29 protein-coding genes and 1 tRNA gene are annotated in these 25,606 nt (G+C 46.3%); 17 read left to right on the forward strand and 13 right to left on the reverse strand.

Annotated features, from left to right (window positions below; translation table 11 throughout):
- Window positions 1-35 precede the first annotated feature (35 nt).
- Complete coding sequence (locus tag ICN33_RS03400) at window positions 36-2,018, reverse strand: monovalent cation:proton antiporter family protein (RefSeq protein ID WP_216194551.1); 1,983 nt, start codon at window positions 2,016-2,018, stop codon at window positions 36-38.
- Between the two features lie 11 nt (window positions 2,019-2,029).
- Between ICN33_RS03400 and ICN33_RS03405 the strand changes: the two genes are divergently transcribed.
- From ICN33_RS03405 to rapZ, 9 genes are all read left to right on the forward strand, one after another.
- Window positions 2,030-3,022, forward strand: coding sequence for an SIS domain-containing protein (locus ICN33_RS03405; RefSeq protein WP_216194554.1), 993 nt, complete (start codon window positions 2,030-2,032; stop codon window positions 3,020-3,022).
- Between the two features lie 27 nt (window positions 3,023-3,049).
- A complete protein-coding gene (locus tag ICN33_RS03410; RefSeq protein ID WP_216194556.1) occupies window positions 3,050-3,622 on the forward strand; it encodes an HAD family hydrolase in 573 nt (190 codons plus the stop codon).
- A gap of 3 nt (window positions 3,623-3,625) precedes the next feature.
- Window positions 3,626-4,267: an LPS export ABC transporter periplasmic protein LptC gene (gene lptC, locus ICN33_RS03415; protein WP_216194558.1), complete on the forward strand. Its 642-nt coding sequence runs from the start codon at window positions 3,626-3,628 to the stop codon at window positions 4,265-4,267.
- 2 nt (window positions 4,268-4,269) lie between these two features.
- The gene (gene lptA, locus ICN33_RS03420) at window positions 4,270-4,842 is read left to right on the forward strand and encodes a lipopolysaccharide transport periplasmic protein LptA (RefSeq protein WP_216194560.1); all 573 of its coding nucleotides are present in this window, start codon (window positions 4,270-4,272) and stop codon (window positions 4,840-4,842) included.
- Window positions 4,839-5,606, forward strand: a complete 768-nt coding sequence (gene lptB, locus ICN33_RS03425) for an LPS export ABC transporter ATP-binding protein (protein ID WP_216194562.1) — start codon at window positions 4,839-4,841, stop codon at window positions 5,604-5,606. The genes lptA and lptB overlap by 4 nt, the downstream gene beginning before the upstream one ends.
- A 182-nt stretch (window positions 5,607-5,788) precedes the next feature.
- Window positions 5,789-6,112 carry a ribosome hibernation-promoting factor, HPF/YfiA family gene (hpf, locus tag ICN33_RS03430; protein ID WP_216194564.1) on the forward strand — a complete coding sequence of 108 codons (324 nt, stop codon included), beginning with the start codon at window positions 5,789-5,791 and terminating at the stop codon, window positions 6,110-6,112.
- Window positions 6,113-6,145: 33 nt separating this feature from the next.
- Window positions 6,146-6,607: a PTS sugar transporter subunit IIA gene (locus ICN33_RS03435; protein ID WP_216194566.1), complete on the forward strand. Its 462-nt coding sequence runs from the start codon at window positions 6,146-6,148 to the stop codon at window positions 6,605-6,607.
- Complete coding sequence (gene hprK / locus ICN33_RS03440; protein ID WP_216194581.1) at window positions 6,604-7,590, forward strand: HPr(Ser) kinase/phosphatase; 987 nt, start codon at window positions 6,604-6,606, stop codon at window positions 7,588-7,590. The genes ICN33_RS03435 and hprK overlap by 4 nt, the downstream gene beginning before the upstream one ends.
- 3 nt (window positions 7,591-7,593) lie before the next feature.
- Window positions 7,594-8,484, forward strand: coding sequence for an RNase adapter RapZ (gene rapZ / locus ICN33_RS03445; protein ID WP_216194583.1), 891 nt, complete (start codon window positions 7,594-7,596; stop codon window positions 8,482-8,484).
- On the opposite strand, the gene mutY is transcribed toward rapZ, so the two are convergent.
- Together mutY and mutM are read right to left on the reverse strand one after the other, a co-directional pair.
- Window positions 8,429-9,574, reverse strand: coding sequence for an A/G-specific adenine glycosylase (gene mutY, locus ICN33_RS03450; RefSeq protein WP_216194585.1), 1,146 nt, complete (start codon window positions 9,572-9,574; stop codon window positions 8,429-8,431). The genes rapZ and mutY overlap by 56 nt on opposite strands.
- Entirely contained in the window at window positions 9,559-10,395 is an 837-nt protein-coding gene (gene mutM, locus ICN33_RS03455) for a bifunctional DNA-formamidopyrimidine glycosylase/DNA-(apurinic or apyrimidinic site) lyase (protein ID WP_216194587.1), read from the reverse strand. Before mutM ends, mutY begins: the two co-directional genes overlap by 16 nt.
- 35 nt (window positions 10,396-10,430) lie before the next feature.
- Here mutM and ICN33_RS03460 point away from each other — a divergent pair, with 35 nt between their 5' ends.
- The 6 genes from ICN33_RS03460 to pth all read left to right on the forward strand — a co-directional run bounded on the left by ICN33_RS03460 (window position 10,431) and on the right by pth (window position 15,397).
- The gene (locus tag ICN33_RS03460; protein ID WP_216194589.1) at window positions 10,431-11,918 is read left to right on the forward strand and encodes an outer membrane lipoprotein LolB; all 1,488 of its coding nucleotides are present in this window, start codon (window positions 10,431-10,433) and stop codon (window positions 11,916-11,918) included.
- 11 nt (window positions 11,919-11,929) lie between these two features.
- Complete coding sequence (gene ispE, locus ICN33_RS03465; protein ID WP_216194591.1) at window positions 11,930-12,808, forward strand: 4-(cytidine 5'-diphospho)-2-C-methyl-D-erythritol kinase; 879 nt, start codon at window positions 11,930-11,932, stop codon at window positions 12,806-12,808.
- 5 nt (window positions 12,809-12,813) lie between these two features.
- Window positions 12,814-12,890, forward strand: a tRNA-Gln gene (locus tag ICN33_RS03470).
- Between the two features lie 54 nt (window positions 12,891-12,944).
- Window positions 12,945-13,910 (forward strand): ribose-phosphate pyrophosphokinase, encoded by a 966-nt coding sequence (locus ICN33_RS03475; RefSeq protein ID WP_216194593.1) that lies wholly within the window; start codon window positions 12,945-12,947, stop codon window positions 13,908-13,910.
- 136 nt (window positions 13,911-14,046) lie between these two features.
- Window positions 14,047-14,691: a 50S ribosomal protein L25/general stress protein Ctc gene (locus ICN33_RS03480; RefSeq protein ID WP_216194595.1), complete on the forward strand. Its 645-nt coding sequence runs from the start codon at window positions 14,047-14,049 to the stop codon at window positions 14,689-14,691.
- A gap of 115 nt (window positions 14,692-14,806) precedes the next feature.
- Entirely contained in the window at window positions 14,807-15,397 is a 591-nt protein-coding gene (gene pth / locus ICN33_RS03485) for an aminoacyl-tRNA hydrolase (RefSeq protein ID WP_216194597.1), read from the forward strand.
- Between the two features lie 21 nt (window positions 15,398-15,418).
- On the opposite strand, the gene ICN33_RS03490 is transcribed toward pth, so the two are convergent.
- From ICN33_RS03490 to ICN33_RS03510, 5 genes are read right to left on the reverse strand one after another with little or no spacing between them, the layout of a single operon-like run.
- Window positions 15,419-15,685 carry a YfhL family 4Fe-4S dicluster ferredoxin gene (locus ICN33_RS03490; protein ID WP_216194599.1) on the reverse strand — a complete coding sequence of 89 codons (267 nt, stop codon included), beginning with the start codon at window positions 15,683-15,685 and terminating at the stop codon, window positions 15,419-15,421.
- Window positions 15,686-15,701: 16 nt separating this feature from the next.
- On the reverse strand, window positions 15,702-16,199 hold the full coding sequence (gene coaD / locus ICN33_RS03495; RefSeq protein ID WP_216194600.1) for a pantetheine-phosphate adenylyltransferase: 498 nt from the start codon (window positions 16,197-16,199) through the stop codon (window positions 15,702-15,704).
- 36 nt (window positions 16,200-16,235) lie between these two features.
- Window positions 16,236-16,853 carry a 16S rRNA (guanine(966)-N(2))-methyltransferase RsmD gene (gene rsmD, locus ICN33_RS03500; RefSeq protein WP_370623248.1) on the reverse strand — a complete coding sequence of 206 codons (618 nt, stop codon included), beginning with the start codon at window positions 16,851-16,853 and terminating at the stop codon, window positions 16,236-16,238.
- On the reverse strand, window positions 16,850-18,184 hold the full coding sequence (locus tag ICN33_RS03505) for a pitrilysin family protein (RefSeq protein ID WP_216194602.1): 1,335 nt from the start codon (window positions 18,182-18,184) through the stop codon (window positions 16,850-16,852). The genes rsmD and ICN33_RS03505 overlap by 4 nt, the downstream gene beginning before the upstream one ends.
- Window positions 18,184-19,548, reverse strand: a complete 1,365-nt coding sequence (locus tag ICN33_RS03510; RefSeq protein WP_216194604.1) for a pitrilysin family protein — start codon at window positions 19,546-19,548, stop codon at window positions 18,184-18,186. The genes ICN33_RS03505 and ICN33_RS03510 overlap by 1 nt, the downstream gene beginning before the upstream one ends.
- 63 nt (window positions 19,549-19,611) lie before the next feature.
- Here ICN33_RS03510 and ftsY point away from each other — a divergent pair, with 63 nt between their 5' ends.
- Together ftsY and rpoH are read left to right on the forward strand one after the other, a co-directional pair.
- Window positions 19,612-20,502: a signal recognition particle-docking protein FtsY gene (ftsY, locus tag ICN33_RS03515; protein WP_216194606.1), complete on the forward strand. Its 891-nt coding sequence runs from the start codon at window positions 19,612-19,614 to the stop codon at window positions 20,500-20,502.
- A 92-nt stretch (window positions 20,503-20,594) separates the two neighbouring features.
- Entirely contained in the window at window positions 20,595-21,518 is a 924-nt protein-coding gene (gene rpoH, locus ICN33_RS03520; RefSeq protein ID WP_216194608.1) for an RNA polymerase sigma factor RpoH, read from the forward strand.
- Between the two features lie 30 nt (window positions 21,519-21,548).
- Here rpoH and ICN33_RS03525 read toward each other — a convergent pair whose 3' ends face one another.
- Genes ICN33_RS03525 through ICN33_RS03545 form a run of 5 tightly spaced genes read right to left on the reverse strand, consistent with a single transcriptional unit; the run spans window position 21,549 to window position 25,599 of the window.
- Entirely contained in the window at window positions 21,549-22,133 is a 585-nt protein-coding gene (locus ICN33_RS03525; RefSeq protein ID WP_216194610.1) for an SCO family protein, read from the reverse strand.
- 7 nt (window positions 22,134-22,140) lie between these two features.
- Window positions 22,141-23,034: a heme o synthase gene (gene cyoE / locus ICN33_RS03530; RefSeq protein ID WP_216194612.1), complete on the reverse strand. Its 894-nt coding sequence runs from the start codon at window positions 23,032-23,034 to the stop codon at window positions 22,141-22,143.
- Between the two features lie 2 nt (window positions 23,035-23,036).
- Window positions 23,037-24,158: a heme A synthase gene (locus ICN33_RS03535; protein WP_255530625.1), complete on the reverse strand. Its 1,122-nt coding sequence runs from the start codon at window positions 24,156-24,158 to the stop codon at window positions 23,037-23,039.
- On the reverse strand, window positions 24,158-24,814 hold the full coding sequence (locus ICN33_RS03540; protein WP_216194614.1) for a hypothetical protein: 657 nt from the start codon (window positions 24,812-24,814) through the stop codon (window positions 24,158-24,160). Before ICN33_RS03540 ends, ICN33_RS03535 begins: the two co-directional genes overlap by 1 nt.
- Window positions 24,811-25,599, reverse strand: coding sequence for an SURF1 family protein (locus ICN33_RS03545; protein WP_255530626.1), 789 nt, complete (start codon window positions 25,597-25,599; stop codon window positions 24,811-24,813). Before ICN33_RS03545 ends, ICN33_RS03540 begins: the two co-directional genes overlap by 4 nt.
- Window positions 25,600-25,606 lie beyond the last annotated feature (7 nt).

Below are 25,606 nucleotides of genomic sequence, written 5' to 3' on the forward strand. Positions count from 1 at the left end.
AGGCAATAACAATCATTGACGTTATTACATTGATCTCAGAGTAATTTAGCCTCGGCTAGATCAGTCGCCTCGGAATTACCTGAGATCACCAAAATATCATTGGCTTCAAGCTGGAGATCTGAAACAGGATCTAACTTCACATAATCTGCGTTTCGACCTTTGCGACGCACTGCCTGAACATTCACGCCCTCCTTCTCCAAGTCAAGCTCTCCTAGAGTTTTACCAATCGCTTGTGAATGCGGCAATAAGGTAATGGCGTGTAAGCGCCAAGATTCATTCGAGCCAAAGTCATCGTCAGCCGAACCCCTAAAGTAGCCCCTCAACAAGCTATAGCGCTCTTCCCTTGCGGTTGTTATGCGACGCACTACCTTCCGCATAGGCACACCCATGATCAGCAAAACGTGGGAAGCAATCATCAAACTACCTTCAATTAGCTCAGGCACCACTTCAGTAGCACCAGCTGCTTGCAACTTGGCGATATCGGCATCATCTCTTGTGCGTACCAACACAGTCATGCCTGGACGCAAGTGTTCCACTTGGCGAAGCACTCGCATGCTAGCAGCAGTATCTGCATAAGTGATCACTACTGCCTTTGCCCTAGAAAGACCCGCAGCGACTAAATAATTTTCACGACTCGCATCCCCATAGACCACATTGTCACCGGCAGCTGCGGCCTCTTTAACGCGGTCAGGATCCAAATCCAAAGCAATGTAAAGAATTTTTTCTTGATCAAGCATGCGTGCCAAACTTTGACCTGAGCGACCAAATCCACAAATAATTACGTGGTTTTCATTACGAACACTTTTGGAAGCAACACGAGTTAATGCAAGTGATTGCAACAACCATTCATTGCTAGAGAAGCGCATCGCAATACGATCGCTGTATTCAATTAGGAACGGGGCGCAGAACATTGAGATTAGCATTGCTGCTAATACCGCCTGACTCAAGGTGGGGTCAATCAGATCTAATCCATCAATTTGATTCAATAGCACAAAGCCAAATTCACCTGCTTGCGCTAAACATAGTCCAGTTCGAATCGAGATGCCAGGGCTTGAGCCAAAGGCTCGTGATAACAAGGCAATCAGGCCAAACTTAAAGATTAGGGGACCAAGAAGCAAAACCAAAACCAGCAACCACTGCTCACGAATGACATTGAAATCAAGCAGCATGCCAATCGTAATAAAGAAGAGGCCAAGCAAGACATCGCGAAACGGCTTGATATCCTCTTCCACCTGATGTCGATACGGTGTTTCAGAAATCAACATGCCTGCTAAGAACGCACCAAGCGCCAGTGATAAACCAAAGTGTTCAGTTAATCCAGCCATGCCCAACACAATCAATAAGAGATTGAGCATGAATAATTCTTGTGAGCGTAATTTGGCAACCAATCTAAACCAATGACTCATCAAACTTTGGCCAATAAAGAAAATCAATACCAAGGCAATGGTGATTTTGATAGATGCTGCAGTAAGCGCTACAAATAAGTCTGAAGGATTTTTTCCGAGCGATGGCAACAGGATCAGCAGGAAGACCACCGCCAAGTCTTGGAACAACAAAATACCCACTACATTGCGTCCATGCTCTGTCTCCAGTTCAGCGCGATCGGAAATCAGCTTGGTCACAATCGCTGTTGAAGACATTGCTAGTGCACCGCCCAAAGCGATCGCAGCGTGCCATGAAATGGGATATATCCAGTTCATCAAAAGACTTGCCGGGACTGCTAGCAACATCGTCAATATGACCTGGCTACCGCCTAAACCAAACACAATGGACCGCATAGCCCTTAACTTGTGAAGATTAAATTCCAGACCAATTGAAAACATCAGGAAAACCACGCCAAATTCAGCCAAATACTTCACCGTTGCCGAATCATTTGCCAAGCCAAGGGCATGCGGACCGATCAGCACGCCAATGGCCAAATAGCCCAAAATAGGGGGTAAACCAAAATAGCGGAAAATAACCACTCCGGCCACACCCGAGGCCAGGAGAATGAGGGTTAATTGAAGGACTGACGGCATATACTTACTCGATGATAGCTAAGACTCGTGAACGTACCCTAAAGCTTGCGCGCGACACCCTCACTATTGAGGCTGCTGCACTGCACACCATGCGCGATCGCCTTGAAGGCGCCAATGCTGACGCCCTCGTCCTGGCAGTAGAGCTTTTACATGGCTGCAAAGGCAGAATCGTGGTTTCTGGAATCGGTAAATCGGGACATATTGCCCGCAAAATTGCTGCCACCTTTGCCTCAACCGGCTCCCCGGCTTTTTTTGTTCACCCCGCGGAAGCTAGTCATGGTGATTTAGGTATGGTTACCAGAGACGATGTTTTTGTCGCTCTTTCGAATTCTGGTGAGACCGATGAACTTCTAACTATCGTTCCGATCGTGAAACGCACAGGCGCAAAACTCATTGCACTAACTGGCGCTCCACATTCATCCCTTGCCAAGTTGGCAGATGCGCATCTGGACACCAGCGTGGAAAAAGAAGCTTGTCCTTTAAATCTCGCGCCCACTACTAGCACTACTGCGGCTCTAGCCATGGGAGATGCGCTAGCTGTTGCCTTATTAGATGCTCGAGGTTTTGAAGCTGAAGACTTTATACGCTCCCATCCCGGCGGCAGACTAGGTCGCAAGCAATTGATGCATGTCAGCGAGGTGATGCGTAGCCTGGCGGATACACCAAAGATCTCTATCGATGCATCACTACAAGATGCCTTATTAGAGATGACATCAAAAAGAATGGGGATGGTAGTAATCCTCGATGCCAACAAAAAAGTATTTGGCATCCTGACTGATGGTGACTTACGTCGTCTACTAGAAAAGACTACCAATCTAGATGGCATCAAACTGGGAAGTGCAACTACTGCTGATCCTCGCACCATTCCAGCAGAACTACTTGCTGAAGAGGCTATCGAGATGATGGAAAAGCATCGCATTAACCATTTGGTAGTGACTGATGCTAAAGGCCATTTATTAGGCGCCTTAAATCTGCATGATTTATTTGCAGCCAAAGTAATTTAATTTCATTAGTAACTGAGTTCCCTGTTCATGCCTAGTGCCTTCAATACCCACAAAACCAACCCCCTAGCTCAATATCCACAAGCCTGGGAGCGCGCAGGCAAAGTGAAGCTCTTAGTTTTGGATGTTGATGGTGTATTAACAAATGGGCAGGTCTGGATTGGCGCAGATGGCAAAGAATCGCTGAAAGCTTTTGATATTCAAGATGGGTTAGGTATCAAATTATTAGAGCAATGCGGCATTCTGACTGCCATCATTACCGGCAGAAATTCCAAAATGGTTTTGGCACGCTGCGAAGAGCTTGGCATTAAACACGTTCATATGGGTGTTGAAAACAAAGCCATAGCATTAGAAGAGGTGATGAAATCTCTAGGGCTCACTTCAATTGAGTGCGCTGTTATGGGTGATGATTGGCCCGACCTGCAAATGATGAAAAATGCAGGTTTTCGAATTTGCCCAGCACAAGGTCACGAGGCTGTGAAAGAATTTGCGCACCTAGTAACGTCACGCAGCGGCGGTAATAGTGCCGTACGTGAAGTATGCGACCTGATTCTCAAGTCTCAGAATCTTTATGAGGCATTACTCAATAAGGCTTGTAGCTAAGCAATGCAGTTAAATCCTCAGCAAATCAAAATTGGTATTGGTCGCAGCCTATTGCGCCTGATGCCCTTGATTTTGATGGGAGCGCTCACCCTAGCAACCTTTTGGTTGGTCCAAAAAAATACCCCCCCTGAAAAATCCCCCCTTCAACGTGTGCGACTGCATGAGCCTGACTACACAATTAAAGAGGGCGCACTATCGGCCTTAAATGAATTAGGCAGTACCAAATACCGAATTTTGGGTGTCAAGGTCACTCACTACGATGACGATGCCTCTATCGACATTCTTACGCCCCGCATGCGCTTATTTCAAGCCGAGAAAGCGCCTGTTACTGTTAAGTCAGATACTGGACATCTTGATGGTGATCTCACTATTTTGGATTTGTTTGATAACGCCACGATCTTTCGCCCCGCTCAAGAGGCGACTGCATCACAACCAGCTACATTAAGAATGTTAGCTAAGTCTAGTTATTTCAAAGTGCTAATTAATGATGACATTATTGAAACAGATCGACCCATTACCCTTGAGCAGGGCATGTCGATCATGAATTCCACCGATGGTGGCGTCTTCAATAATGTCGAGCAAAGCATGGTACTCAGTGGTCAAGTCAAAGGGCGTATCGAGCGCGCCCCACGGAGCAATCAATAAACATGCTGTCAATTAAATACTTGGTTTCTCGCTCCGTACTCTTGGGCTCTTTTGCTCTAGGGATTTCTGTTGCGACTTCGGCATACGCAGAAAAAGCAGACCAAGATAAACCCGTCATCCTAGAAGCCGAACATGTTTCTGTAAACGACGTTAAACAAGTTTACGACCTTAATGGTCAAGTGCTACTGATTAAAGGCAGCATCATCGTTACCGGCGAAGATGGGCATATTGCAGTGGATCCACAAGGCTATGAATTTATCGACGTTATAGGTAAACCTGAAGCAGTAGCAAGCTTTAGACAACGTCGCGAAGGACTGGCAGATGAATTCATGCAAGGGCGTGGAGCTCAAGTTACCTATGACGCAAAGACCGAGTTTCTGACACTTACCGGCGATGCTAGCCTCAAGCGCTTGCTCAATATGCAAATGCTCGATCAATTGAAGGGCTGGAAAATTGAGTACGATGATGTAAAGCAGTACTATCAAGTCACGCCCCCCAAAGATGCAAAGCCGGATGATTTGCCTTTAGCAAGAGCCCTCCTTTCACCAAGACGAAAAGCAACCCTAGAGAAATGACAGCGGATTTAGCCCAAATGAACGATGCGCCAACATTAAGCGCGCACAACTTGCAAAAACGTTACGGTTCAAGAACGGTAGTTCGGGATGTATCAGTCCAAGTCAGATGCGGTGAGGTCGTGGGATTATTAGGGCCAAATGGCGCTGGCAAAACCACTTCGTTCTACATGATTGTTGGCCTGGTTCCGCTCGATGGCGGAAACATTATTTTAGATGGCACAGACATTACACACCTTCCTATTCATGAGCGCGCTCGAATGGGCCTATCTTATTTACCGCAAGAAGCCTCTGTATTTAGAAAGCTGAACGTAGCTGAAAATATCCAAGCCGTCCTAGAGCTTCAGGTTCAAGGTGGCAAACCCCTCAGCAAGGCTGAGATTGCCCATCGCCTAGATGAACTTTTGGGCGAGCTCCAAATTAGCCATTTACGTAATAATCCAGCCCTCTCTCTTTCAGGCGGGGAGCGTCGACGAGTAGAGATTGCTAGGGCGCTAGCCTCTCAGCCAAAATTTATCTTGTTAGATGAACCGTTTGCCGGCGTTGACCCTATTGCAGTTGGGGAAATTCAACGGATTGTACGATTCCTTCGAGACCGCCAAATCGGGGTACTAATTACCGACCATAATGTCCGCGAAACCCTGGGCATCTGTGACCACGCTTACATCATTAGCGAAGGCAGCGTATTGGCTGAAGGCAAGCCTGATCAGATAATTCAGAACGATGCCGTTAGAAGAGTCTATCTGGGCGAAAACTTCCGGATGTAAGCCCAGTCAGGGTTTACGCTTTTTAAGTAATAAAAATTGCTTTTCCCTCTTGGTTTTCAGCAAATTCGCTGATACGCTGGAGGCTCATGGTTTATTTTCCAAAAAAACAGCACAACAATTTCAGGGGCTTGCTGCGCACCCCGAGTATCGCTATGCGCACGCATCTATAAAAGGAGTCGCTAATGAATTTGAAAATTAATAGCCGTCATGTGGAAGTTACCCCTGCCATGCGCTCTCATCTCGAGGCGGGACTAACCAAAATTCGTAAGCACTTCGACCACGTTATTGATGCGTCTGCCTTTTTGGTAGTAGATAAAGCCAAAGAAAAGGATTTGCGTCAAAGCGCTGAGATCACTATTCACCTGAAGGGTAAGGAATTGTTCGCTGAAGCACATAACGCTGACCTCTATCACGCTATGGACGCGGTGGTTGATAAGCTTGAGCGTCAGGTTGTCAAACACAAAGAAAAGATCCAAGATCATCATCACGAAAAGCATTTTGAGTGATCCCGTTCGTCAGGACACCTATAATCAATTCACATGAATGCCCTGATCAATCTTTTTACTCCCGACTGCATTGCATTAGACGTCCCTGCCAAAAGTAGGGCTGATGCATTTGCAGCCGCTGGAGAACTATTTGCCAAGCAAACCGGTATCGCAGCAAACTCAGTAGTAGAGTTCCTGAACGCTCGCGAAGATTTAGGTTCCACCGCCCTTGGCGCAGGTGTCGCTATTCCCCATGGTCGAGTGAAAGGCTTAAAGCAACCAAACGCTGCTTTTATGAGACTGCAAAACCCGATTGAGTTTGCAGCCCCGGATGGCGAAGCGGTTTCCATCTTGATCTTCTTATTAGTCCCCGAAAAAGCCACGCAACAACATTTAGAAATCCTTTCTTCGATTGCTCAGCTGCTGTCAGATGCCGATGCTCGCCAGAGCTTATCGTCCTCAACAGACCCATTAAAAGTTTGCGAACTTTTACAAAACTGGGGTACGGCAAAATGACTCAGTTACTACTCCTAGAGGGTGTAACTGCTCAGCAAATTTTTGATGACAATGTTTCAGAATTAAAACTGTCTTGGATTGGTGGCCTTGAAGGTGCCGATCGCACCTTCCCACCTGAGGCTGTAAAAGCAGCTGCTGCCAGCTCAGACTTAGTAGGCCACTTAAATCTTATTCACCCCAGCCGCATTCAAATTTTCGGTGAGCAAGAGGTTGACTATCACGCAGCACTAGAGCCAAAACAAAGACAAGAGCAAATTGCTAGCCTAATTTCCAAGACGCCTCCTTGTGTCATTGTGGCCGATGGTAAGAGCGCGGATCCAGACTTACAACTGTTCTGCCAGCGCTCCTCCACACCTTTATTCACCACTGCGATTTCTGCTGCGGAAGTCATTGACCATTTACGCACTTACTTAACAAAAATTGGTGCACCTCAAATCACGATGCATGGTGTCTTTATGGACATTCTTGGCTTGGGTGTACTCCTCACTGGTGAATCTGGCCTAGGTAAAAGTGAATTAGGTCTTGAACTGATTTCTCGTGGGCATGGTCTAGTAGCAGATGATGCCGTTGACTTTGCACGCCTTGGGCCTGATTACATTGAAGGTCGTTGCCCTGTGATCTTGCGTAACTTACTTGAGGTACGTGGATTAGGACTGCTGGATATTCGCACGATCTTTGGTGAAACAGCAGTACGCCGTAAATTAAAACTTCGCCTCAATGTTCAACTCGTTCGCAGAACCGATGGTGAATTTGAGCGTTTACCGCTTGAAACCCAGCATATCGATGTACTAGGGATTCCAATTCGTACTGTCAAAATTCAAGTGGCTGCAGGTCGTAACTTGGCGGTACTAGTTGAAGCCGCTGTACGCAATACTATTTTGCAATTGCGCGGCATCGATACCTTGAAAGAATTTATCGAACGTCAACGTATTCAGATGAATGCTGAAGCCGACACTACTAAATCACAAGGTCGCCTTCTCTAAGCCATGCAAATTAATCTGATTACCGGAATCTCAGGCTCAGGTAAATCAGTAGCCCTGAGGGCTTTCGAAGATGCGGGCTATGACTGCGTAGATAATCTTCCAGTCTCGCTTCTAGAAAACCTCATCTCCACTCTCGAAAAAGAAACGTGTGAGCAGGTTGCAGTTGCTATTGATGCACGACGCGGGCAATCCATTGAATACCTGCCGTCCATACTCGAGAACTTACGCAAACATCATCAGGTAAGAATTGTCTTCTTAAATGCTGATACCAATACCCTCATACAGCGCTTTTCAGAAACACGTCGACGCCATCCTTTATCTACCAATGCCAAGCAGTCACAATCAGCGACACTGATTGAGGCGATTGAAAAAGAACGTAATTTATTGGAGCCCTTACGTGCCCAAGCGCATAGCATCGATACCAGCAACCTACCTGCTCATGCACTGCGCTCATGGATTCAAGATCTCCTCAAAGACAAGCATGTTGGGCTTACAGTTGTTTTTGAATCATTTGGCTTTAAAAAGGGTGTCCCTAGCGAAGCGGACTTAGTGTTTGATGTACGCTGCCTACCAAACCCTCATTACGATAAAGTATTGCGGCCCCTCACCGGTAACGACAAGCCTGTGAAAGAGTTTCTGGAAAAAATTCCAGAGGTGATGAGCATGGAATCCGATATCACCCAATTTATCAACAAATGGTTGCCCCATTACATTGCCGATGGTCGTAGTTATTTAACAGTAGCAATTGGCTGCACTGGCGGTCAACATCGCTCCGTTTATTTAGTAAATCGTCTAAGCGAACACTTTCGCGCCCAAAAAGACCTGATGAACTTACAGCTTAATTTTTTAGATCGTCACCGCGAACTAGACTCAATCGCTGCAGCAAGATCTTAATCGGCTGAGGCAGGCCATAGCGCCCCAACTGATTTAAAGGTACCCACTTAAGATTTGGACTTAGAAATGTCAGCTCCTTTGAGCTGGTTGCCTGCCAAATTTGCATCCACAAGCGACGATGCGTAAAGACATGCTTAATTTCTTCCGTCTGTTTTATGGACTTACATGCCTTTGACAGGGCGGCAAACTTTTCATCAGGCAATGTGGCGGCAAATAATGCTTGCGCAACGATGTCTTCATTCTTTGCACCAAATACTCTGGGCGTCCAAGGCCCTTCCGGTAAGGACCAAAGACCGCCCCAAATGGCTTTACTTGGGCGCTTTTGCAATAGAACAGAATTTCCCCAACGCATCAGCAACATATTGCAATCAAATTCTGGAGACTTTGTCTTGATGGTTTTTTGTGGGAGTAAAAGGACTTGATCGCTTAAATTGGCCTGACAATCTTTTGAGAATGGGCACTTTTTTTCAGAACTGAGACAAACTGGTTTACGTGCTGTACACCAAGTGGCACCAAAATCCATTAGTGCCTGCGTATATACCGGCATATCGGCAGGCTTACTTGGCAACAAATCGATTGCCAAATTCCATAGACGATCATTTACCGCCTTATCTTGTATTAGGCCCTCAATTGCAAATAAACGCGCGAGTATGCGTTTCACATTAGCGTCCAAAATAGGCGCCCGCTCATGAAAAGCAAAAGCGGCGATAGCACCTGCAGTAGATCGGCCAATACCCTTCAATTGCTCAAGCAAAATCGGATCGCTTGGAAACTTACCGCCAAACTCTGTCATCACTTGCTTTGCGCAAGCGTGTAGGTTTCTGGCGCGTGAGTAGTAACCCAAACCAGCCCACTCAGCCAATACCTCATCAACATCAGCAGCAGCTAATTTTTTTACTGTTGGAAATCGCTTCATAAAACGCGGATAGCGCTCAAGGACAGTAGCCACCTGAGTTTGTTGCAACATGATTTCCGAAACCCAAACTGCATAAGGATCTCGATTGCCCTGCCACGGCAAACCTGAGCGCCCACTGGCGCCATGCCAAGCGATCAACTTTTGTGCAAATGTATTGATCAGCGTTTTTGACATTGGGCACAGAAATAAGTGGAACGTTGGCCCTGCACTATCTGGCTGATAGGTGTTTTGCAAACCTTACATGGCAAGCCTTTGCGGTCATAGACTTTGGTTTGGACCATAAAGTGCCCTGGATCACCATCGCTATTCACAAAATCTTTTAATGAGCTCCCGCCGGCATCAATTGCTTTTTTCAGTATCAATCTCACCGCTTGCGCTAAACGAGAACACTGTGGTCGAGTGAGCTTACCTGCCGCCTTGGCCGGATGAATGCCCGCCTCAAATAAACTTTCTGAGCAATAAATATTGCCAACACCAACAACCGCTTGGCCCGCCAACAGAAACTGCTTTACAGCAATACTACGTTTACGGGATGCTTGATATAAAACCTTTGTACCCATTTCGCCAGAAAACTCCGGGGAAAATGGTTCCACCCCAAGCTTTTGTAAAAGCGTAAATTTTTCAATCGGCCCTTTTGATTTGGGATGCCATAAGACCGCGCCGAATTTTCGTGGGTCATGCAAGCGCAAACTCAACTTGCCAAACTCCAACGTAACGCGGTCATGAATCTTCAATGGATCTGAGCTTGGGAGCGCTCGCAAAGTGCCTGTCATCCCTAAATGAATGAGCAAATAGCCCGTATCCATTTCTAGTAAAAGATACTTCCCGCGCCTTTCAATGGCATGCACTTTTTGCCCAGGCAAAGTTTTAGGAAGGCTGGCAGGCACAGGCCAACGCAAGCGTCCATCAATAATCTTGACGGCGCTGACCTTGCGTCCCTCAATATGGGGGGCAATACCTATTCGAGTGACCTCTACTTCTGGAAGTTCTGGCATAAATGGATTGTAGATTCGCGGATTAGAATGTGCTTATGAGCAAATTAAGACTAAAACCTCTTTTAAAGGCTTTATTCCTGTCAGCCTTGACTGGTGGAGTCATTTCATCAGCGTACGCCCAATCACAGCCTAATGGATTAGAAACGGGTGAAGCCGTCTTTGAAGTGCTCGCATCGGAAATCGCCCTTCAGCGAGGTCAGGCCGGCTTGTCCTACAACACCTATCTGGAGATGGCGCGTCAATATAAAGATCCTAGGCTCGCCCAAAGAGCCATGGAAATTGCGATTGCAGGTGGCTCACCAGATTTAGCCATGGAAGCTGCAAAGACTTGGGACGAACTGTCGCCAATCTCGGAGACCAAACCCAAAGAAGTCTTGGTGACTCTTTTGATCTTAGGTAACCGTTGGTCAGACTCAATAAAGCCAGCGATTTCCTTGTTGCGCCAACAAACTCCTGCGCAACAAGAAAATACCCTTTTGCAATTACAAGCTTTGCTTGCCAAGGCTAAAGATGAGTCTGAAGCCTTACGCGCTTTTTATGAAATCGCCTCCACTGTCAAGATCTCACCCAATGATCCTGGATTGCTATACACATACGCCATGTCTGCTGAAAAAGTGGGCCGCATTGATGTGATGGAAAAAATCTTGCGTGAAAATTTACGCAAAAACCCAAATGACGTCAATTCTCTCAATGCTCTTGGCTATTCATTAGCCGATCGCAATATGAAGTTACCAGAAGCATTTGTGCTAATCAGTAAGGCGCATCAACTTTCACCAAAGGATAGTTTTATTTTAGACAGCCTAGGGTGGGTAAATTTTCGCCTTGGTAAAAATGCACTTGCATTAGAGCAATTGCAACAAGCATTCACCATAAAGCCTGAAGCAGATATTGCAGCCCATACCGGTGAAGTGCTGTGGGTTATGAATCGTCATACCGAAGCCGAAGAGGTGTGGCGCCAGGGACAAAAAATTGATGCCAATAACCCAACCCTAAAAGAGACTTTAAAACGTCTAAAGCCTGATTGGACAAGAGATGATCAGGCGGCCAAGGGCTCATGGGATGGGCGCTTTGCCGTCAAGGTGACCGGCTTAACTGACTCACAAAACCAAGGTGGCTCTGGCGGCTTTACCTTGACTCAAGAAGCATTAAAGGATGTTTTAGAGATTCGCAATCCTATGGGTGGGTCTATTGCAAAAATTACTATTACCCCAGGCGAGGCTTCGCTTGAACGCGATGGCAAAGTAGTTACTGAAATAGATGCAGACACCTTGGTGCAAAACACTTTAGGCCTTCCACTGCCAGCGCGTGGACTATCCAACTGGTTAAGAGGCGAAGTGCGCCCTGGTAGCGAAGCAAGTATTGAGAGAAATACCGAAGGTCAAGTCAGCAAAATTAGTCAAGATGGCTGGGACCTGGTCTACACATGGAGCAATACTAATCGCCTTGAAAAACTTATCATGACACGCAGTTCAAACATCGGCTCGATTGATATTCGTCTCGTGTTTGATCGCCCGAATGATTAAACAAAATAACAATGGTGAACCCTGATCAATTAACCCTTCGTTCGCCAGCAAAGCTCAATCTTTTTTTGCATATCATCGGACGTAGAGAAGATGGATATCACCTCCTGCAATCGGTCTTTCAACTCATTGATTGGTGCGACACAATCCATTTAAAAAGAATTTCTGAAAATGAAGTGCGCCGAATTAATCCAATCCCTGGAGTTCCACCCGAACAAGATTTAGTTGTTCGCGCAGCAAATCTTTTAAAAGATTTTTGCAAGATTGAAGCTGGTGTTGAAATTAATCTTCAAAAAGAAATCCCAATGGGCGCGGGCATGGGGGGTGGATCCTCTGATGCAGCCACAACATTGATTGGTCTTAACTCGCTCTGGAATCTCAATCTCCCCAAAGAAACTCTTTGTGCCCTGGGATTAAAGCTTGGGTCTGATGTCCCATTTTTCATTTTTGGCCAAAATGCATTTGTTGAAGGTATTGGCGAGAAAATTCAGGCGATTTCCCTCCATATTCCTGAATTTTTGGTCATATTCCCGAATCAGGGCATTGCAACCGCTAGAATTTTTCAAGACCCCGAATTGACCCGAGATCATGCTCAGATTACAATTGATGGCTTTCTTGCATCGCCCTTGTCATTTCAGTCAAATGACTGTCAGGCAATAGCGCTGCGGATTTGCCCAGAAGTGAAGCAAGCTTTGGATTGGATTACCCAGGCAGTACCGGGCTCACAGCCCCGAATGTCTGGTTCTGGAAGTAGCGTTTTTGCAGTCTTAGACCCTAAGACTGACACCGCAACACTAGAAAATCTTCTACAAAATCTTCCTAAAGGGTGGGTAGGTCGAGTTGTTCGGGGGCTAAATAAAAATCCCGCTTACAATTTGACTTCTTCAGATTGACCTGTAGGGGAATCGCCAAGCTGGTTAAGGCACTGGATTTTGATTCCAGCATGCGAAGGTTCGAATCCTTCTTCCCCTGCCAAAGACTGTAGAAACGATAAAGATAACCTTTTGACCCCACCAAACCCTTAAGACTATGTCCTCCACAAACGCAGATTTATTGACTCTTTTTACAGGCAACGCAAATCCCGTTTTGGCTGAGGCCGTAGCCAAAGAACTTAAGCTCCCAATGGGAAAAGCCTTTGTTGGCCGTTTCTCTGATGGTGAGATTCAAGTAGAAATTCAAGAAAACGTCCGCGGCAAGAATGTCGTAGTTATCCAATCAACCTGCGCGCCTACAAACGACAGCTTGATGGAACTCATGATCATGATTGATGCACTGAAACGAGCTTCTGCAAGTCGCATAACCGCAGTGATTCCTTACTTCGGTTATGCCCGTCAAGACCGCCGCCCGCGTTCTGCGCGCGTTGCCATTTCTGCTCGCATTGTGGCCAATATGCTTCAGTCAGTTGCAGGTATCGAGCGCGTTTTAACTATGGACCTGCATGCCGATCAAATTCAGGGCTTCTTCGATATTCCCGTAGACAACATCTATGCCTCTCCAGTTCTTTTGGCAGACCTAGAAGCGCAGAAAACCAAAAAAGACCTAATCATTGTGTCTCCAGACATTGGCGGCGTAGTACGCGCCCGTGCAATGGCTAAGCAATTGGGCACTGATTTGGCGATTATTGATAAACGCCGCCCTAAGGCAAACGTATCCGAAGTAATGCACCTTATTGGCGAAGTAGAAGGTCGCCATTGCGTCATCATGGATGACATCATCGATACCGGCGGAACCCTCTGTAAAGCTGCTGAAGCGCTTAAGGAGCGTGGTGCTAAGGGCGTTACCGCCTACTGTACTCATGCCGTGCTCTCGGGCGGTGCTGTAGCCCGTATTGCTGCCTCCGAATTGGATGAGCTCGTTGTTACTGACACCATTCCCCTGACTCCAGAGGCAATGAAAGTATCTAAAATTCGCCAATTGAGCGTTGCCCCCATCCTCGCTGAAACCCTTTCCCGCATTAGCAAAGGTGATTCAGTGATGTCGATGTTTGCCGAATAAGCCAAAAATCAACGTTTTACCCCGGTTTTTGGCAGTTTTTAGGCTTTTTTAGGCAAAAAAGTCCTTTCCCACGATATAATCGAAGGCTTTTCTGTTTGGTCGCGAACGGAAATTAACCTTAACTAGGGAATTAATCATGAAAGTAGTAGCCTTTGAAAGAAGCGTACAGGGAACGGGTGCGAGCCGCCGTCTGCGCAATTCCGGAAAAACTCCGGGAATCGTTTACGGTAGTAAAGATCCAGTTTCGGTCATCGAACTAGACCATAACGCGTTGTTCCATGCTCTCCGCAAGGAAGCATTCCACTCATCCATTTTGGATTTGGAAATTGATGGCAAGACACAAAAAGTGTTGTTGCGCGATTACCAAATGCATCCATTTAAGCCATTGGTATTGCACATTGACTTCCAGCGCGTATCCGCGACTGAGAAAGTTCACATGCGCGTTCCATTGCACTTCACAAATGCTGACACATCAGCTGCTGTGAAATTGCAAGGTGCTGTTATTAGCCACATCCTTACTGAACTCGAAGTTTCATGCTTACCAGCAGACTTGCCAGAGTTCATTGAGGTGGACTTGTCTAAGATTGAAGTTGGTCATGGCATTCACGCTAAAGACCTTGCATTGCCAAAAGGCGTTTCTTTGGTATTGCATGTTGAGCAAGAGAACCCAGTTCTTGCTAACGCCCGTATTCCTGCCGTTAAATCTGCTGATACTGAAGCAGCTCCTGCGGCACCAGCTGCGGCAGCTCCTGCGGCCGATGCAGCAAAGGATAAAGCTTAATTATTTAGCTTAATCGCTTTTGTAAGAAGGCCCGCGCAAGCGGGCTTTCTTTTTTCCGCCCCTTCAAGCTCGAATTCTTTTTGGCGAAATACTGTTATATCTTTACACTCTCAGCATGACTAAATTAATTGTTGGCCTAGGCAACCCTGGAGACGAACACGAAGCAGATCGGCACAATGCTGGCTTCTGGTTTATTGACACCCTAGCAAAACAATTAAACGCTCGCTTTGAATCTGAAAAGCGCTTTCATGGCAAAGTGGCTAAAGCCAAATGGGAGGGTGAAGATCTTTATTTACTAAAGCCCAGCACCTACATGAACCTCAGCGGGCAATCCGTTGGAGCACTGTGCCGGTTTCATAAAATAGTTCCTGCAGATATTTTGGTAGTGCAAGATGAGCTTGATCTCAAGCCGGGTACTGCGCGCTTGAAACTCGGTGGCGGTACTGGTGGCCATAATGGCCTAAAAGATATTCAAGCCCATTTAAGTACGCCTGATTATTGGCGTTTACGTTTAGGCATTGGCCACCCAAGAGATTTGGCGGGTGATGGGCGTCCTATGGATGTTGCTGATTACGTATTACGTAGACCACAATTAGCCGAGCAAAAACTCATCGATGCCAGCATTGAAAATGGCTTGCAAATATTGCCGCTCTTTTTAAAAGGTGACACCCAAACCGCCATGATGGAGCTGCACTCCAAGGGCTAAGTACTGAACTAAGCTGCTCAGTTAAGCCGTTTTAGTCTTTTTATTGGCAGTTAAAAGCTTGAACTTCACCATCAATTGGTCTTGGGTTTCAGTGTGCTCTGGATTAAATGGAATGCAGTCCACTGGGCATACCTGGCGACACTGGGGTGCATCATAGTGACCTACGCATTCAGTACATTTATCAGGGTTGATTTCATAAATCTCCAGACCCATGTAGATTGCATCATTCGGACATTCCGGTTCGCACACATCGCAGTTGATGCATTCGTCCGTGATCATTAAAGCCATGGTTTACTTACCAATCTCACTCTTTATTCTGAGTGCCAGAAGCAATTTTCTTGACTAGCCATTTTTCCACTGATGGAAAAACAAATTTACTTACATCGCCACCCATCGAAGCAATCTCACGCACAAAGGTGCCAGAAATAAATTGATATTGATCGGATGGGGTCAAGAACAAAGTTTCAACATCCGGAAGCAAGTAGCGGTTCATGCCAGCCATTTGAAACTCATATTCAAAATCGGAGACCGCACGCAAACCGCGGACAATCACGCGCGCATTATGCTCACGTGCGAAATCTTTTAATAAACCAGTAAAGCCAACGACTTTCACATTGGGGTAGTGACCAAGCACTTCCTTCGCAATATCAATGCGCTCTTCCAAACTAAAGAATGGGCGCTTACTACGACTATCCGCAACGCCCACAATCAACTCTTTGAAAATGCTCGATGCGCGACGCACCAAATCCTCATGGCCACGAGTAAATGGATCAAATGTTCCAGGGTATACAGCAACTGTCATAACGTTCCTAAGGCTTTATCGGCTACAGGCAAGAGTTTAGCCCCTTCCACTCCGAAATAGACAGGCTTTTACTTGACCGGCCTCTAAGTACTTTCCACAATGCCAGTCCGGCAGTAGGGCTTCTACCTCCTCACGGAGGCGGCTAGAGGGAAATTCCACATAAATACCGCCGCCTGAGGAGTCATCGCATACCCTGCCAGCCTCAATTACCGCACGATCTAATAGGCTTGAATCCTGAAATGGAGGATCAATAAAAATTAAATTACTAGAGTGGTCGGCCTGCTGTTTCAAAAATTCAAGGCTATCTCGCTGCAAGATTTCTACTTGCCCAGCGGCTGGAGATGACTGTAATGCAGAAAAATTAGTACTTAAATTTGCACAAGCCTTTTTATCCTTCTCAAGCAACACTACTAAGATGGCGCCCCTTGAGGCAGCTTCAAATCCTAAGGCGCCGGTACCCGCAAAAAGATCTAAGCAACGCAAACCCGTTAAATCCTGTCCCAACCAATTAAACAAAGTTTCACGGATACGATCGGTTGTAGGCCTTAATCCGGGAAGATCCAGAACGGTTAATAACCGACTTCTCCAGTTACCGCCAATGATCCGAACCTTCTTTGGTAGCTCAGCTTTTAGATTCTTGATGGGTTTATTTATTTTTTTGCTCCCAGTACAACAATCTTCATGCGATCCATCGCAAGGTATTTTTTGAATGCAGCATTTACCTGCTCTAAAGTAACCGCCTCAACTTGCTTAGTCCATATGTCCATCGTATCCAGAGGCAAGTCATTCCATGCGATTGAAGATACGTTATCCAGTAACTTGCGGTTGTTATCAATACGTAGTGGATAACCATTCACTAGATTTGCTTTAGCAGCAACCAGTTCAGGCGGAGTGGGCCCATCGGCGATAAATTGAGAGATCGTTGTGCTCATTACCTCTAAAGCCAGCGTAGCTTGGTCACTCTTGGTTTGCAAGCCCGCCTGAAAAATACCGTTTTCTTTTCCGGGTGCAAAGTAACTAAACACGCTATAGGCAAGGCCGCGCTTCTCTCGCACCTCAGACATCAAACGAGACACAAAACCGCCGCCACCCAAAATGTAGTTGCCAACGAGCAAAGGGAAGTAATCAGGGTTGTTGCGGGCTACCGCTGTCATCCCCATCGCAATATGCGCTTGTTGTGAATCGAATGGAATGTAAATTTCCCTCTGCACCAAAGGCTCTATAGGAGAGGGCTCAAGTTCAGGGAGTTTCGCAATAGCTTGGCCTGATTGGGGAATCTGCTTTAACAAAGTCTGGACTATTTCATTTGCTTGAGCGCGGTCAACATCACCAACAATACTGACAATCATGCGATCACTACGGTAAAACTGTCGATGGAATTCTCGTAAATCATTTGCATTTACAGCGCCAATAGATTTCACTGTTGGCAGGTTGGCTAAAGGATAGTTGCCGTAGACTGCTTTTTTAAAACGACGCTCGAGAACAAACTCGGGTTTTGTTTCTGCCTCTAGCAAACTAGTAATTGTCCTTTGCTTCTCACGCTCAACAATTTTTGGATCATAGGTAGGCGCACTCAACATAGCCGAAGCTAGCTGTACGGCTCTATCGCGTAAATCCTCTCTACTCAGGCTGCGAATACGCAAGATGGCGCGCTCACCACCTACTGACAAGCCAATATTCGCACCTAAGTCCGCAATTTCATCAGCAATTTGCGCCTCAGTGAGGATGCCTTTATTACTCTTTACCCCATAATTCATCAAGCCTGCTGCCATATCGGCAAGACCGCTCTTACCAGCAGGGTCATAGAGATCGCCAGCATCAATGCTGACCTCAATATCTAGCATAGGCAAGGCTTTAGTTTGAACCAAATAGGCTTTGGCGCCTTTATAAGAATCTAACTTCTCGATAGGCAAAATGGCATGTGCGTTTCCAAGAAAGCTAAAAGCAAAGAGGCAGAATGAAATACTCTTAATAATGAGATTCATTATTTACCCTCCTTACCCACAGCTTGGCGAGCCTGCGGGTCTAATACGGCAATCGTTAAGCCATCATCAACCAGATATTTTTTTGCTACCGCCTGAACTTGCTCAGGCGTAATAGTTTGCATTTTCTCCAGCATGTAATCAATGTCTTTCCAAGAAAATCCCGCCATGTCAGTACTGCCAATTTCCATTGCCTGACCAAAAATAGAGTCGCGTTTATAGATTTGCTCAGACAGAATGCGCACCTTAATTCTCTTGAGCTCAGACTCTAAAATTCCTTTTTGCTTCAATTCATCAAGCGCCTTGCGAATACTTGCCTGAGCCTGCGCAACTGTTTTTCCCTTGGCCATCGTTGTACCAATCAGAAATAGCTCAGGACCACGAGAGATCATGTCGTATCCCACGCCAACATCATTGACTACCTTTTCCTGTTTAACGAGGACGCGATTTAAGCGTGCATTGTCATAGCCATCGAGCACTGCCGTCAGGAGCTCTAGCGCATAGGGCTCAGGCTCATCCAGCTTCCCAGGCTCTAAACGGGGCACCTTCCAAGCCATAGACAGTTGGGCACTATCAGCCGGCGCCTTAACCTGAGTCTGCTTAATACCTTTTTGGGGCGGCTCAATTTGTGGCTTGCGAACTGGTAATTCATGAGCACTGGCTACGCCATAATATTTTTCTACCAAGCCTAAAACTATTTTTGCATCCACATCGCCGGTGATCACTACTGTTGCGTTATTTGGCGCATACCAACTGCGATACCAATCTCGCGCATCTGATGCTTTCATATTCTGCAAATCATTCATCCAGCCAATGACTGGGTGGCGATATGGAGAACTCATATAAGCAGTTGCCATTAATGATTCATTGAGCAAACTACTTGGATTGTCTTCTGTTCGTAAACGTCGCTCTTCAATGATGACTTGAATTTCTTTTAAGAACTCCGCATCATCAAAATTGAGGTTAGACATACGATCTGCTTCTAGCTTAATGACATCTTCTAGTTTTGATTTTTCAATTTGCTGAAAGTAAGCGGTGTAATCGCGCGAGGTAAATGCATTTTCACGCCCGCCAACGGCGGCTACTAAGCGGGAGAATTCGCCCGCCTTGACTTTATCGGTGCCTTTAAACATCATGTGTTCAAGGACATGCGCAACCCCAGTCTTACCATTTACTTCATCCATTGAGCCGGCTCGATACCAAACCATATGAGCTACCGTGGGTGCGCGATGATCTTCCCTCACAATCAATTTGAGTCCATTACTCAACTGATATTCATGGGTATCCCCTGAGCTAGGGCCGGCAGCCCAAGCAAGCTGAGTAAATGCGAAGAATAGAAAGGAAATTCGGAGTAAATTGGAAAGCATCTGCTAAATCACCATTTCCCAAGAATTAAATTGATAAGATGCAAGGTTTAAATTGTATCGATTATGTTCGGCTTACGTAAAACCCTCGGATCCCTTTTCAAATCAAGCAAGGTTGATGAGACTTGGTTTGAAACTCTAGAAGAATCGCTCATTCAAAGTGATGTGGGTCTACCCACGACCGAACAATTAATGAACAAGCTCCGAAAGGCTGCAAAGTCTGAGAAGGCCTCTAGCCCAGAAGAATTGCAAGCACTCCTCATTCAAGAAGTCGGCTCATTACTGGCTGCTATTGAACCGTCGCCAAACCCGCTGTTTGCAAGCCAAAAGCCTAATACCCCAGAGGTATGGTTGGTTGTAGGGGTAAATGGTGCCGGCAAGACCACGACTATTGGGAAACTCTGCCAACTCTTTCAGTCTCAAGGCAAATCGGTGCTTTTGGCGGCTGGCGACACCTTCAGAGCTGCAGCTCGCAACCAACTGCAGGAATGGGGTGGACGCAATCAAGTTGATGTCATCACCCAAGAAGGTGGTGATGCTGCTGCTGTTGCGCACGATGCGATCCATGCTGCCATCTCTCGCAAGAATGACATCCTTATCATCGATACCGCAGGTCGTCTTGCTACCCAAGACAATCTCATGGAAGAGCTCAAGAAGGTAAAGCGCGTCATTGGTAAAGCACTTCCAGGGGCACCTCATCACACGCTTTTAGTCTTAGATGGCAATACAGGGCAAAACGGCTTAAGCCAAGTAAAGGCCTTTCATGCTGCTCTTGGCCTGACTGGAATCATTGTTACCAAGCTGGATGGCACTGCCAAGGGTGGAGTGATCTGCGCCCTAGCTCATACCTTACAAGATGGTCCAAAACCTGCTGTTTTAGCTCTAGGTAAGGGTGAAGGGATTGATGATTTAGTCCCCTTTACGGCAAGGCAATATTCCTCTGAATTATTCAATTAAATCAATAGGTTATAGACCCTAAAATCCATTAGCACTCTCTTGATAAGAGTGCTAAAATAGAAGTCTATTAACACCTCATATTTATAAGAAAAATGGTTCAAAAGAAATCTGACAAACCGAAATTGCAAACGCTGCCAGTCGCGCAGACTGCGGCGGCGTCTGCATTTCCAATGCTGCCAACTCTTGGGGTTGGCACACTCGATTCATACATTGCGTACGTTAATCGCGTACCGATGCTCAGCGCTGCGGAAGAGTTACATCTTGCGCAGGAGTTTCGCCGCACAGAAAATGTAGATGCCGCTAAAACTTTAGTGCTCTCACATTTACGCCTGGTGGTATCTGTTGCTCGTCAATACCTTGGTTACGGTATTCCGCATGCCGACCTAATTCAAGAAGGCAATATTGGCTTGATGAAAGCCGTGAAACGCTATGATCCAAACAATGGTGCCCGTTTAGTGTCTTATGCAATTCATTGGATCAAAGCAGAGATTCATGAATACATTCTTAAGAATTGGCGTCTAGTAAAAACTGCAACAACTAAAGCTCAACGTAAGCTGTTCTTTAATTTACGTAGCAACAAACCTACTTTGAGTGCACTTACTCCAAGTGAAATAGACGCTCTAGCTAAAGCACTTGATGTCAAAGGTTCTGACGTTAAAGAAATGGAAATGCGCCTTGCTGGTGGAGACGTTGCACTTGAAGGTGATGATAGTGATGATGAGTCTGCTTACGCCCCCATTCAATGGCTAGCAGATAGCTCTCAAGAACCCACCGCGCGTATTGCCAGCGCTGAGGCAGATGCACTTCAAGGTCCTAAGTTAGACCAAGCGCTTATGGCCTTAGATGAGCGAAGCCGGAATATCGTGCAATCTCGTTGGTTGGCGATGGATGCTGAAGGCAATGGTACAAAGACATTGCATGATCTAGCTAGTGAATATGGCATCTCAGCAGAACGCGTTCGCCAAATTGAAACTGCCGCTCTCAAAAAGATGCGCGGCTTGTTGCAGGCAGCCTAAGCAGCGCGAGCAACAAACTGCTTACTCTTTTTACTTCAGCAATTCCTTTAAGTCATGCGCCAAGATCTCTGGGCCTTGAGCGTGCTTAATATATAAACGTAAGTGACCATCGGGATCAAATGCGTAGCTTCCTGCTGTGTGATCCATTGTGTACGAGCCTGGTTTAGTCCCGGGCACCTTCTTGTAATAAATCTTAAAGTCCTTAGTCACCTTCTCCAAGGCGGCTTCATCTGCGGGGCGCAAGCCCAGGAAACGGGGATCAAATGCAGGAACGTACTGCTTGAGAATCTCTGCAGTATCGCGCTCTGGATCCACCGTGACAAAAAGTACCTGCACCTTATCTGACTGAGGGCCAAGAAGGGTCATGACTTGTTGCATCTCCGTCAATGTTGTTGGGCAGATATCAGGACACTGGGTGTAACCAAAGAACATCACCACAACCTTACCCTTAAAGTCCGCCAAGGTCCTTACCTTACCATCGGGATCAAGCAAGCTAAAGTCTTTACCAAAGGCTGTACTGCCTGTGATATCAATATTTTTAAACTCTGGCTTTGGGCTGCAAGCAGTCAATACAAAACAAAGAATTGCTAGAAAGCAAATGCGCAGAAAATTCATATTAATCTCAGAGGAAATAATGGTCTATCAAGAGTGCCGCAAAGAGTAGAGAAAGATAGGTAATGGAAAAGCGGAAGGTCTTTTTGGCCAAAGCGTCACTATATGAAATAAATAGCGCAACCACATAAGCCAAGAACAATAAACCCAGAATAATTGCCGCTACTAAATAGACAACACCGCTCATCCCGTAGATGTAGGGCAGCAAAGTAGCTGCAATTAATATCAAGGTATAAAGCACCATATTGAGTAGCGTAAAGCGCTCCCCGTGCGTTACAGGTAGCATCGGTAAGCCCGATTGAGCATAGTCATCACGACGATATAAAGCCAATGCCCAGAAATGTGGAGGGGTCCACACAAAAATAATCAAAACCAAAAGCCAGGCCTCTGCAGAAAGCGTGTTGGTTACTGCTGCCCAACCTAGTGCTGGTGGCATAGCACCAGATAAACCACCAATCACAATGTTCTGGGGTGTGGCAGGTTTTAGTAGCCACGTATAAATTACTGCATACCCAACAAAGGTAGCAAGTGTTAGCCACATCGTTAAAGGATTGCAGAAATTCCACAAAATAATCATTCCGAGCGACCCCAGAACAATTGAGAAAACAATAATATGAAATGGTGTGACTTCGCCTGTAGCAGATGGGCGCCAAGCAGTGCGCTTCATCTTTGCATCAACAGCCTGTTCAATTAAACAGTTCACCGCAAATGCTGCGCCAGCTAACAGCCAAATACCGACGATGCCGCCAAAGAGCACTGGGTAGGGAACCATCCCAGGTGTTGCCAAGAACATTCCAATGACCGCACAAAAAACGGCAAGCTGAGTCACTCTTGGTTTGGTTAAAACCCAATATTGACGCCAACGTGGCATAGCTACCGGTGCGTTTGCTTGAGGAGAACTCATATTTATGCCATCTTCTTTTGAATGAAAGGCTTCCAAGATGCCCAATAACTCATTCTGACTAAACAGAATACCAAAGCGGCAGACCCAGCAGTGTGCAATAAAGCAGCAAATAGGGGCCACTGAAACACCACATTAGAAATGCCAGTAATTACCTGCAAGGAAAGCACGCCCAGCAAAAGCTTAGCCACCTGACTAAGGCTCGATAAGACCGGTGTTGCAAGCTGCAGAGCCTTCAACCCTAAAGTACCAAGCACCCCCAATACCAGTATTGCAAATAGCCGATGTGCCCAATGAATAGTTTGCAGAGCGATTGGAGAGATAAATTCTCCCTGAGCATTTAGACCCAATTGCCGCCAAAGAGTAAAACCCTCAATCCAATTGGTCTCAGGCCAAGCGCTTCCCAAACAAGTCGGAAAGTCTGGGCATGCCAAGACGGCGTAATTAGTACTTACCCATGCGCCCAAGAAAATCTGAACGAATAAAACGATGAAAGAAAGAGAAAGAAGTTGTGCAGACAGTGGTCGGATTCGAATTGAGCGAACAGCAGAAGACTTGCTCTCCCATGATTGCTGCGCATAGACCGTTAAACAAGCAAGCAAGACTAAAGCCAACATCAAATGAATAGTAACGATAATCGGCTGTAACTTGAGGGTGACTGTCCAAGCGCCAAACGCACCTTGAATACAGACCAATAAAAGCAAGCCAATGCTACCAAGCAGGGGATTCTTGCCTAAAGATTTCAGCTTGGTAAATGCAATAGCCACTTGTACCAAAATCAATGCACCCACCGTCATCGCTAAATAGCGGTGAATCATCTCAATCCAAGCCTTTATGACTGTCACAGGGCCTGTAGGCCAAGCACTTTCAGCGTACCGAATGTCTCCAAGGGCATGAAAGGGATTGGAAGTTCCATAGCATCCAGGCCAATCGGGACAACCTAACCCGGAATCCGTGAGGCGCGTAAACGCACCAAACACAATCAGATCAAAAGTCATGAAGACCAATATCCAATTCAGTTTTTGGAAATAGTCATAGCCTGGCTTTCTCCAAACATAAAGTAGCGGTAGGCCTGCAAAAACCAATGCGATAGCCGCTAACTCTAGAAACAAAATCACGCCTGGCATTACAAATTCTCACCCTTGTGATTTAACTTTAAGAGTTTTTCGAGATCCTTCTTCATGCTCGAGAATTCTTTAGGAGAATTTGTCACAGGGAAATACATCATCTTTGCTGGGCTCGGATCAATCAATTGAATCTGTTGGCCGGCACCTTCTTTGTTTAGCCAAGCCTCAAATTCAGCCTTGGCCTTCAGATCCGCTGGCAGGTCCACTATCTTGAGGCCGGCTACTTTCTCGTCATAAACCTTGGTAACTTCAGGATCAACAAGTTTGCCATCTGTATTGACCCAGACCAGTTGCAAGCGTCCGCTTTCTCTACCCATAGCCACTCTTGTTTGACGCATCAGAAATAATGCCTCAATACATTTCTCATCTTTAATTTGGCACTCACCTGCTGGACGAGCAATTAAAAGAGTCCACTTGCCTTTGACCGGCACATCAAGCCACGCGGCATTAAATTCTTGCGCTGGATAAACGAGCGTGCCCAAATTCGTTTTACCGCCCTCCGGCTTAATAACGTAATAGGCAAAATATGAGGCGATAACCGGAGAGGCGCAAGCGAGCAATAACAACAGCATCTGAATGCGGCCGCGACGCGTGCGCGCATTAATAGCAGATGTATCTATCTGTGACGCTGGAATTAATAACTCTTTATCACTCACCCTTGATCCCCATTCACAAAACCCCGCCGTTTAAATTGCCGCAGACCAGTTACCAACCAAAATAAAAATCCAGCAAAAGCTAAGGCAAACCACTGGAATGCATAAGCATAATGGCGATCGACTCCGCTTGTCAGTGGCGCCCAATCACGCAGCAAGCCATCCTCTGTGCCAACCTCTACCTCACGCAAAATAAAGGGGGCTTGATTCCAACTATGCAGCTTACCTTCAGCCGTTAAATCAAAGTTTTGCTCGATCCTTGGTCCGCTGACAGCTTCGGCGATCTTTTTACTACCCAACTCAAATACCCTGCCAGGATGAGCAAATACAATGCCTTCAATATTGACCACCTTATTTGGTGTTTGCACGGGCGGTAAAGTCTCACGATTTTCGTTATTGCGAGGTGCCCAACCTCGGTTTACCCAAAGAATCCCATCCTTCCCCTCAAGCCTTAAGGGCATCATGAGGTAAAAACCAGACTGCGCTGTAGTGCTACCGCCTGGAGGAATAGGTCTTGGTCGGTTATCCAACCAAATAGCTGACTCTGGAATATATTGTCCACGAGCAATCATGCGGCGCTCACTTGCCTCTTCTAAGGTCAAAGGACCTGCATTTGCGCTCAAGATAGGCATCTTTTGCCTAGCCAGTAAATTGGCTGCCAAAGCAATTTTGGTCTCGGCCCTGCTTAGCTGCCAAATACCAGCGCTGCAGCCGATAGCAACGACCAGCAAGGCTGATACAGTAGCAACTATGCGCTTAGCAATGAGGGCAGTAAAAAGACTATTCAAGAGATTT

The organism is Polynucleobacter sp. UB-Tiil-W10, assembly GCF_018881605.1.
Taxonomy (GTDB): domain Bacteria; phylum Pseudomonadota; class Gammaproteobacteria; order Burkholderiales; family Burkholderiaceae; genus Polynucleobacter.

Excerpts from the sequence above, each read along its gene's own strand:
- ICN33_RS03510 (WP_216194604.1), bottom strand. The coding sequence starts at position 19,548 with ATGCTTTCCAATTTACTCCGAATTTCCTTTCTATTCTTCGCATTTACT.
- lptC (WP_216194558.1), top strand. The coding sequence starts at position 3,626 with ATGCAGTTAAATCCTCAGCAAATCAAAATTGGTATTGGTCGCAGCCTA.
- ICN33_RS03410 (WP_216194556.1), top strand. The coding sequence starts at position 3,050 with ATGCCTAGTGCCTTCAATACCCACAAAACCAACCCCCTAGCTCAATAT.
- hpf (WP_216194564.1), top strand. The coding sequence starts at position 5,789 with ATGAATTTGAAAATTAATAGCCGTCATGTGGAAGTTACCCCTGCCATG.
- hprK (WP_216194581.1), top strand. The coding sequence starts at position 6,604 with ATGACTCAGTTACTACTCCTAGAGGGTGTAACTGCTCAGCAAATTTTT.
- rapZ (WP_216194583.1), top strand. The coding sequence starts at position 7,594 with ATGCAAATTAATCTGATTACCGGAATCTCAGGCTCAGGTAAATCAGTA.
- ICN33_RS03525 (WP_216194610.1), bottom strand. The coding sequence starts at position 22,133 with ATGAATTTTCTGCGCATTTGCTTTCTAGCAATTCTTTGTTTTGTATTG.
- ftsY (WP_216194606.1), top strand. The coding sequence starts at position 19,612 with ATGTTCGGCTTACGTAAAACCCTCGGATCCCTTTTCAAATCAAGCAAG.
- ICN33_RS03480 (WP_216194595.1), top strand. The coding sequence starts at position 14,047 with ATGAAAGTAGTAGCCTTTGAAAGAAGCGTACAGGGAACGGGTGCGAGC.
- cyoE (WP_216194612.1), bottom strand. The coding sequence starts at position 23,034 with ATGAGTTCTCCTCAAGCAAACGCACCGGTAGCTATGCCACGTTGGCGT.
- ICN33_RS03535 (WP_255530625.1), bottom strand. The coding sequence starts at position 24,158 with ATGCCAGGCGTGATTTTGTTTCTAGAGTTAGCGGCTATCGCATTGGTT.
- rpoH (WP_216194608.1), top strand. The coding sequence starts at position 20,595 with ATGGTTCAAAAGAAATCTGACAAACCGAAATTGCAAACGCTGCCAGTC.
- mutM (WP_216194587.1), bottom strand. The coding sequence starts at position 10,395 with ATGCCAGAACTTCCAGAAGTAGAGGTCACTCGAATAGGTATTGCCCCC.
- mutY (WP_216194585.1), bottom strand. The coding sequence starts at position 9,574 with ATGTCAAAAACGCTGATCAATACATTTGCACAAAAGTTGATCGCTTGG.
- ICN33_RS03460 (WP_216194589.1), top strand. The coding sequence starts at position 10,431 with ATGAGCAAATTAAGACTAAAACCTCTTTTAAAGGCTTTATTCCTGTCA.
- lptB (WP_216194562.1), top strand. The coding sequence starts at position 4,839 with ATGACAGCGGATTTAGCCCAAATGAACGATGCGCCAACATTAAGCGCG.
- ICN33_RS03490 (WP_216194599.1), bottom strand. The coding sequence starts at position 15,685 with ATGGCTTTAATGATCACGGACGAATGCATCAACTGCGATGTGTGCGAA.
- ICN33_RS03405 (WP_216194554.1), top strand. The coding sequence starts at position 2,030 with ATGATAGCTAAGACTCGTGAACGTACCCTAAAGCTTGCGCGCGACACC.
- lptA (WP_216194560.1), top strand. The coding sequence starts at position 4,270 with ATGCTGTCAATTAAATACTTGGTTTCTCGCTCCGTACTCTTGGGCTCT.
- pth (WP_216194597.1), top strand. The coding sequence starts at position 14,807 with ATGACTAAATTAATTGTTGGCCTAGGCAACCCTGGAGACGAACACGAA.
- coaD (WP_216194600.1), bottom strand. The coding sequence starts at position 16,199 with ATGACAGTTGCTGTATACCCTGGAACATTTGATCCATTTACTCGTGGC.
- ICN33_RS03475 (WP_216194593.1), top strand. The coding sequence starts at position 12,945 with ATGTCCTCCACAAACGCAGATTTATTGACTCTTTTTACAGGCAACGCA.
- ICN33_RS03400 (WP_216194551.1), bottom strand. The coding sequence starts at position 2,018 with ATGCCGTCAGTCCTTCAATTAACCCTCATTCTCCTGGCCTCGGGTGTG.
- ICN33_RS03435 (WP_216194566.1), top strand. The coding sequence starts at position 6,146 with ATGAATGCCCTGATCAATCTTTTTACTCCCGACTGCATTGCATTAGAC.
- ICN33_RS03505 (WP_216194602.1), bottom strand. The coding sequence starts at position 18,184 with ATGAATCTCATTATTAAGAGTATTTCATTCTGCCTCTTTGCTTTTAGC.
- ispE (WP_216194591.1), top strand. The coding sequence starts at position 11,930 with ATGGTGAACCCTGATCAATTAACCCTTCGTTCGCCAGCAAAGCTCAAT.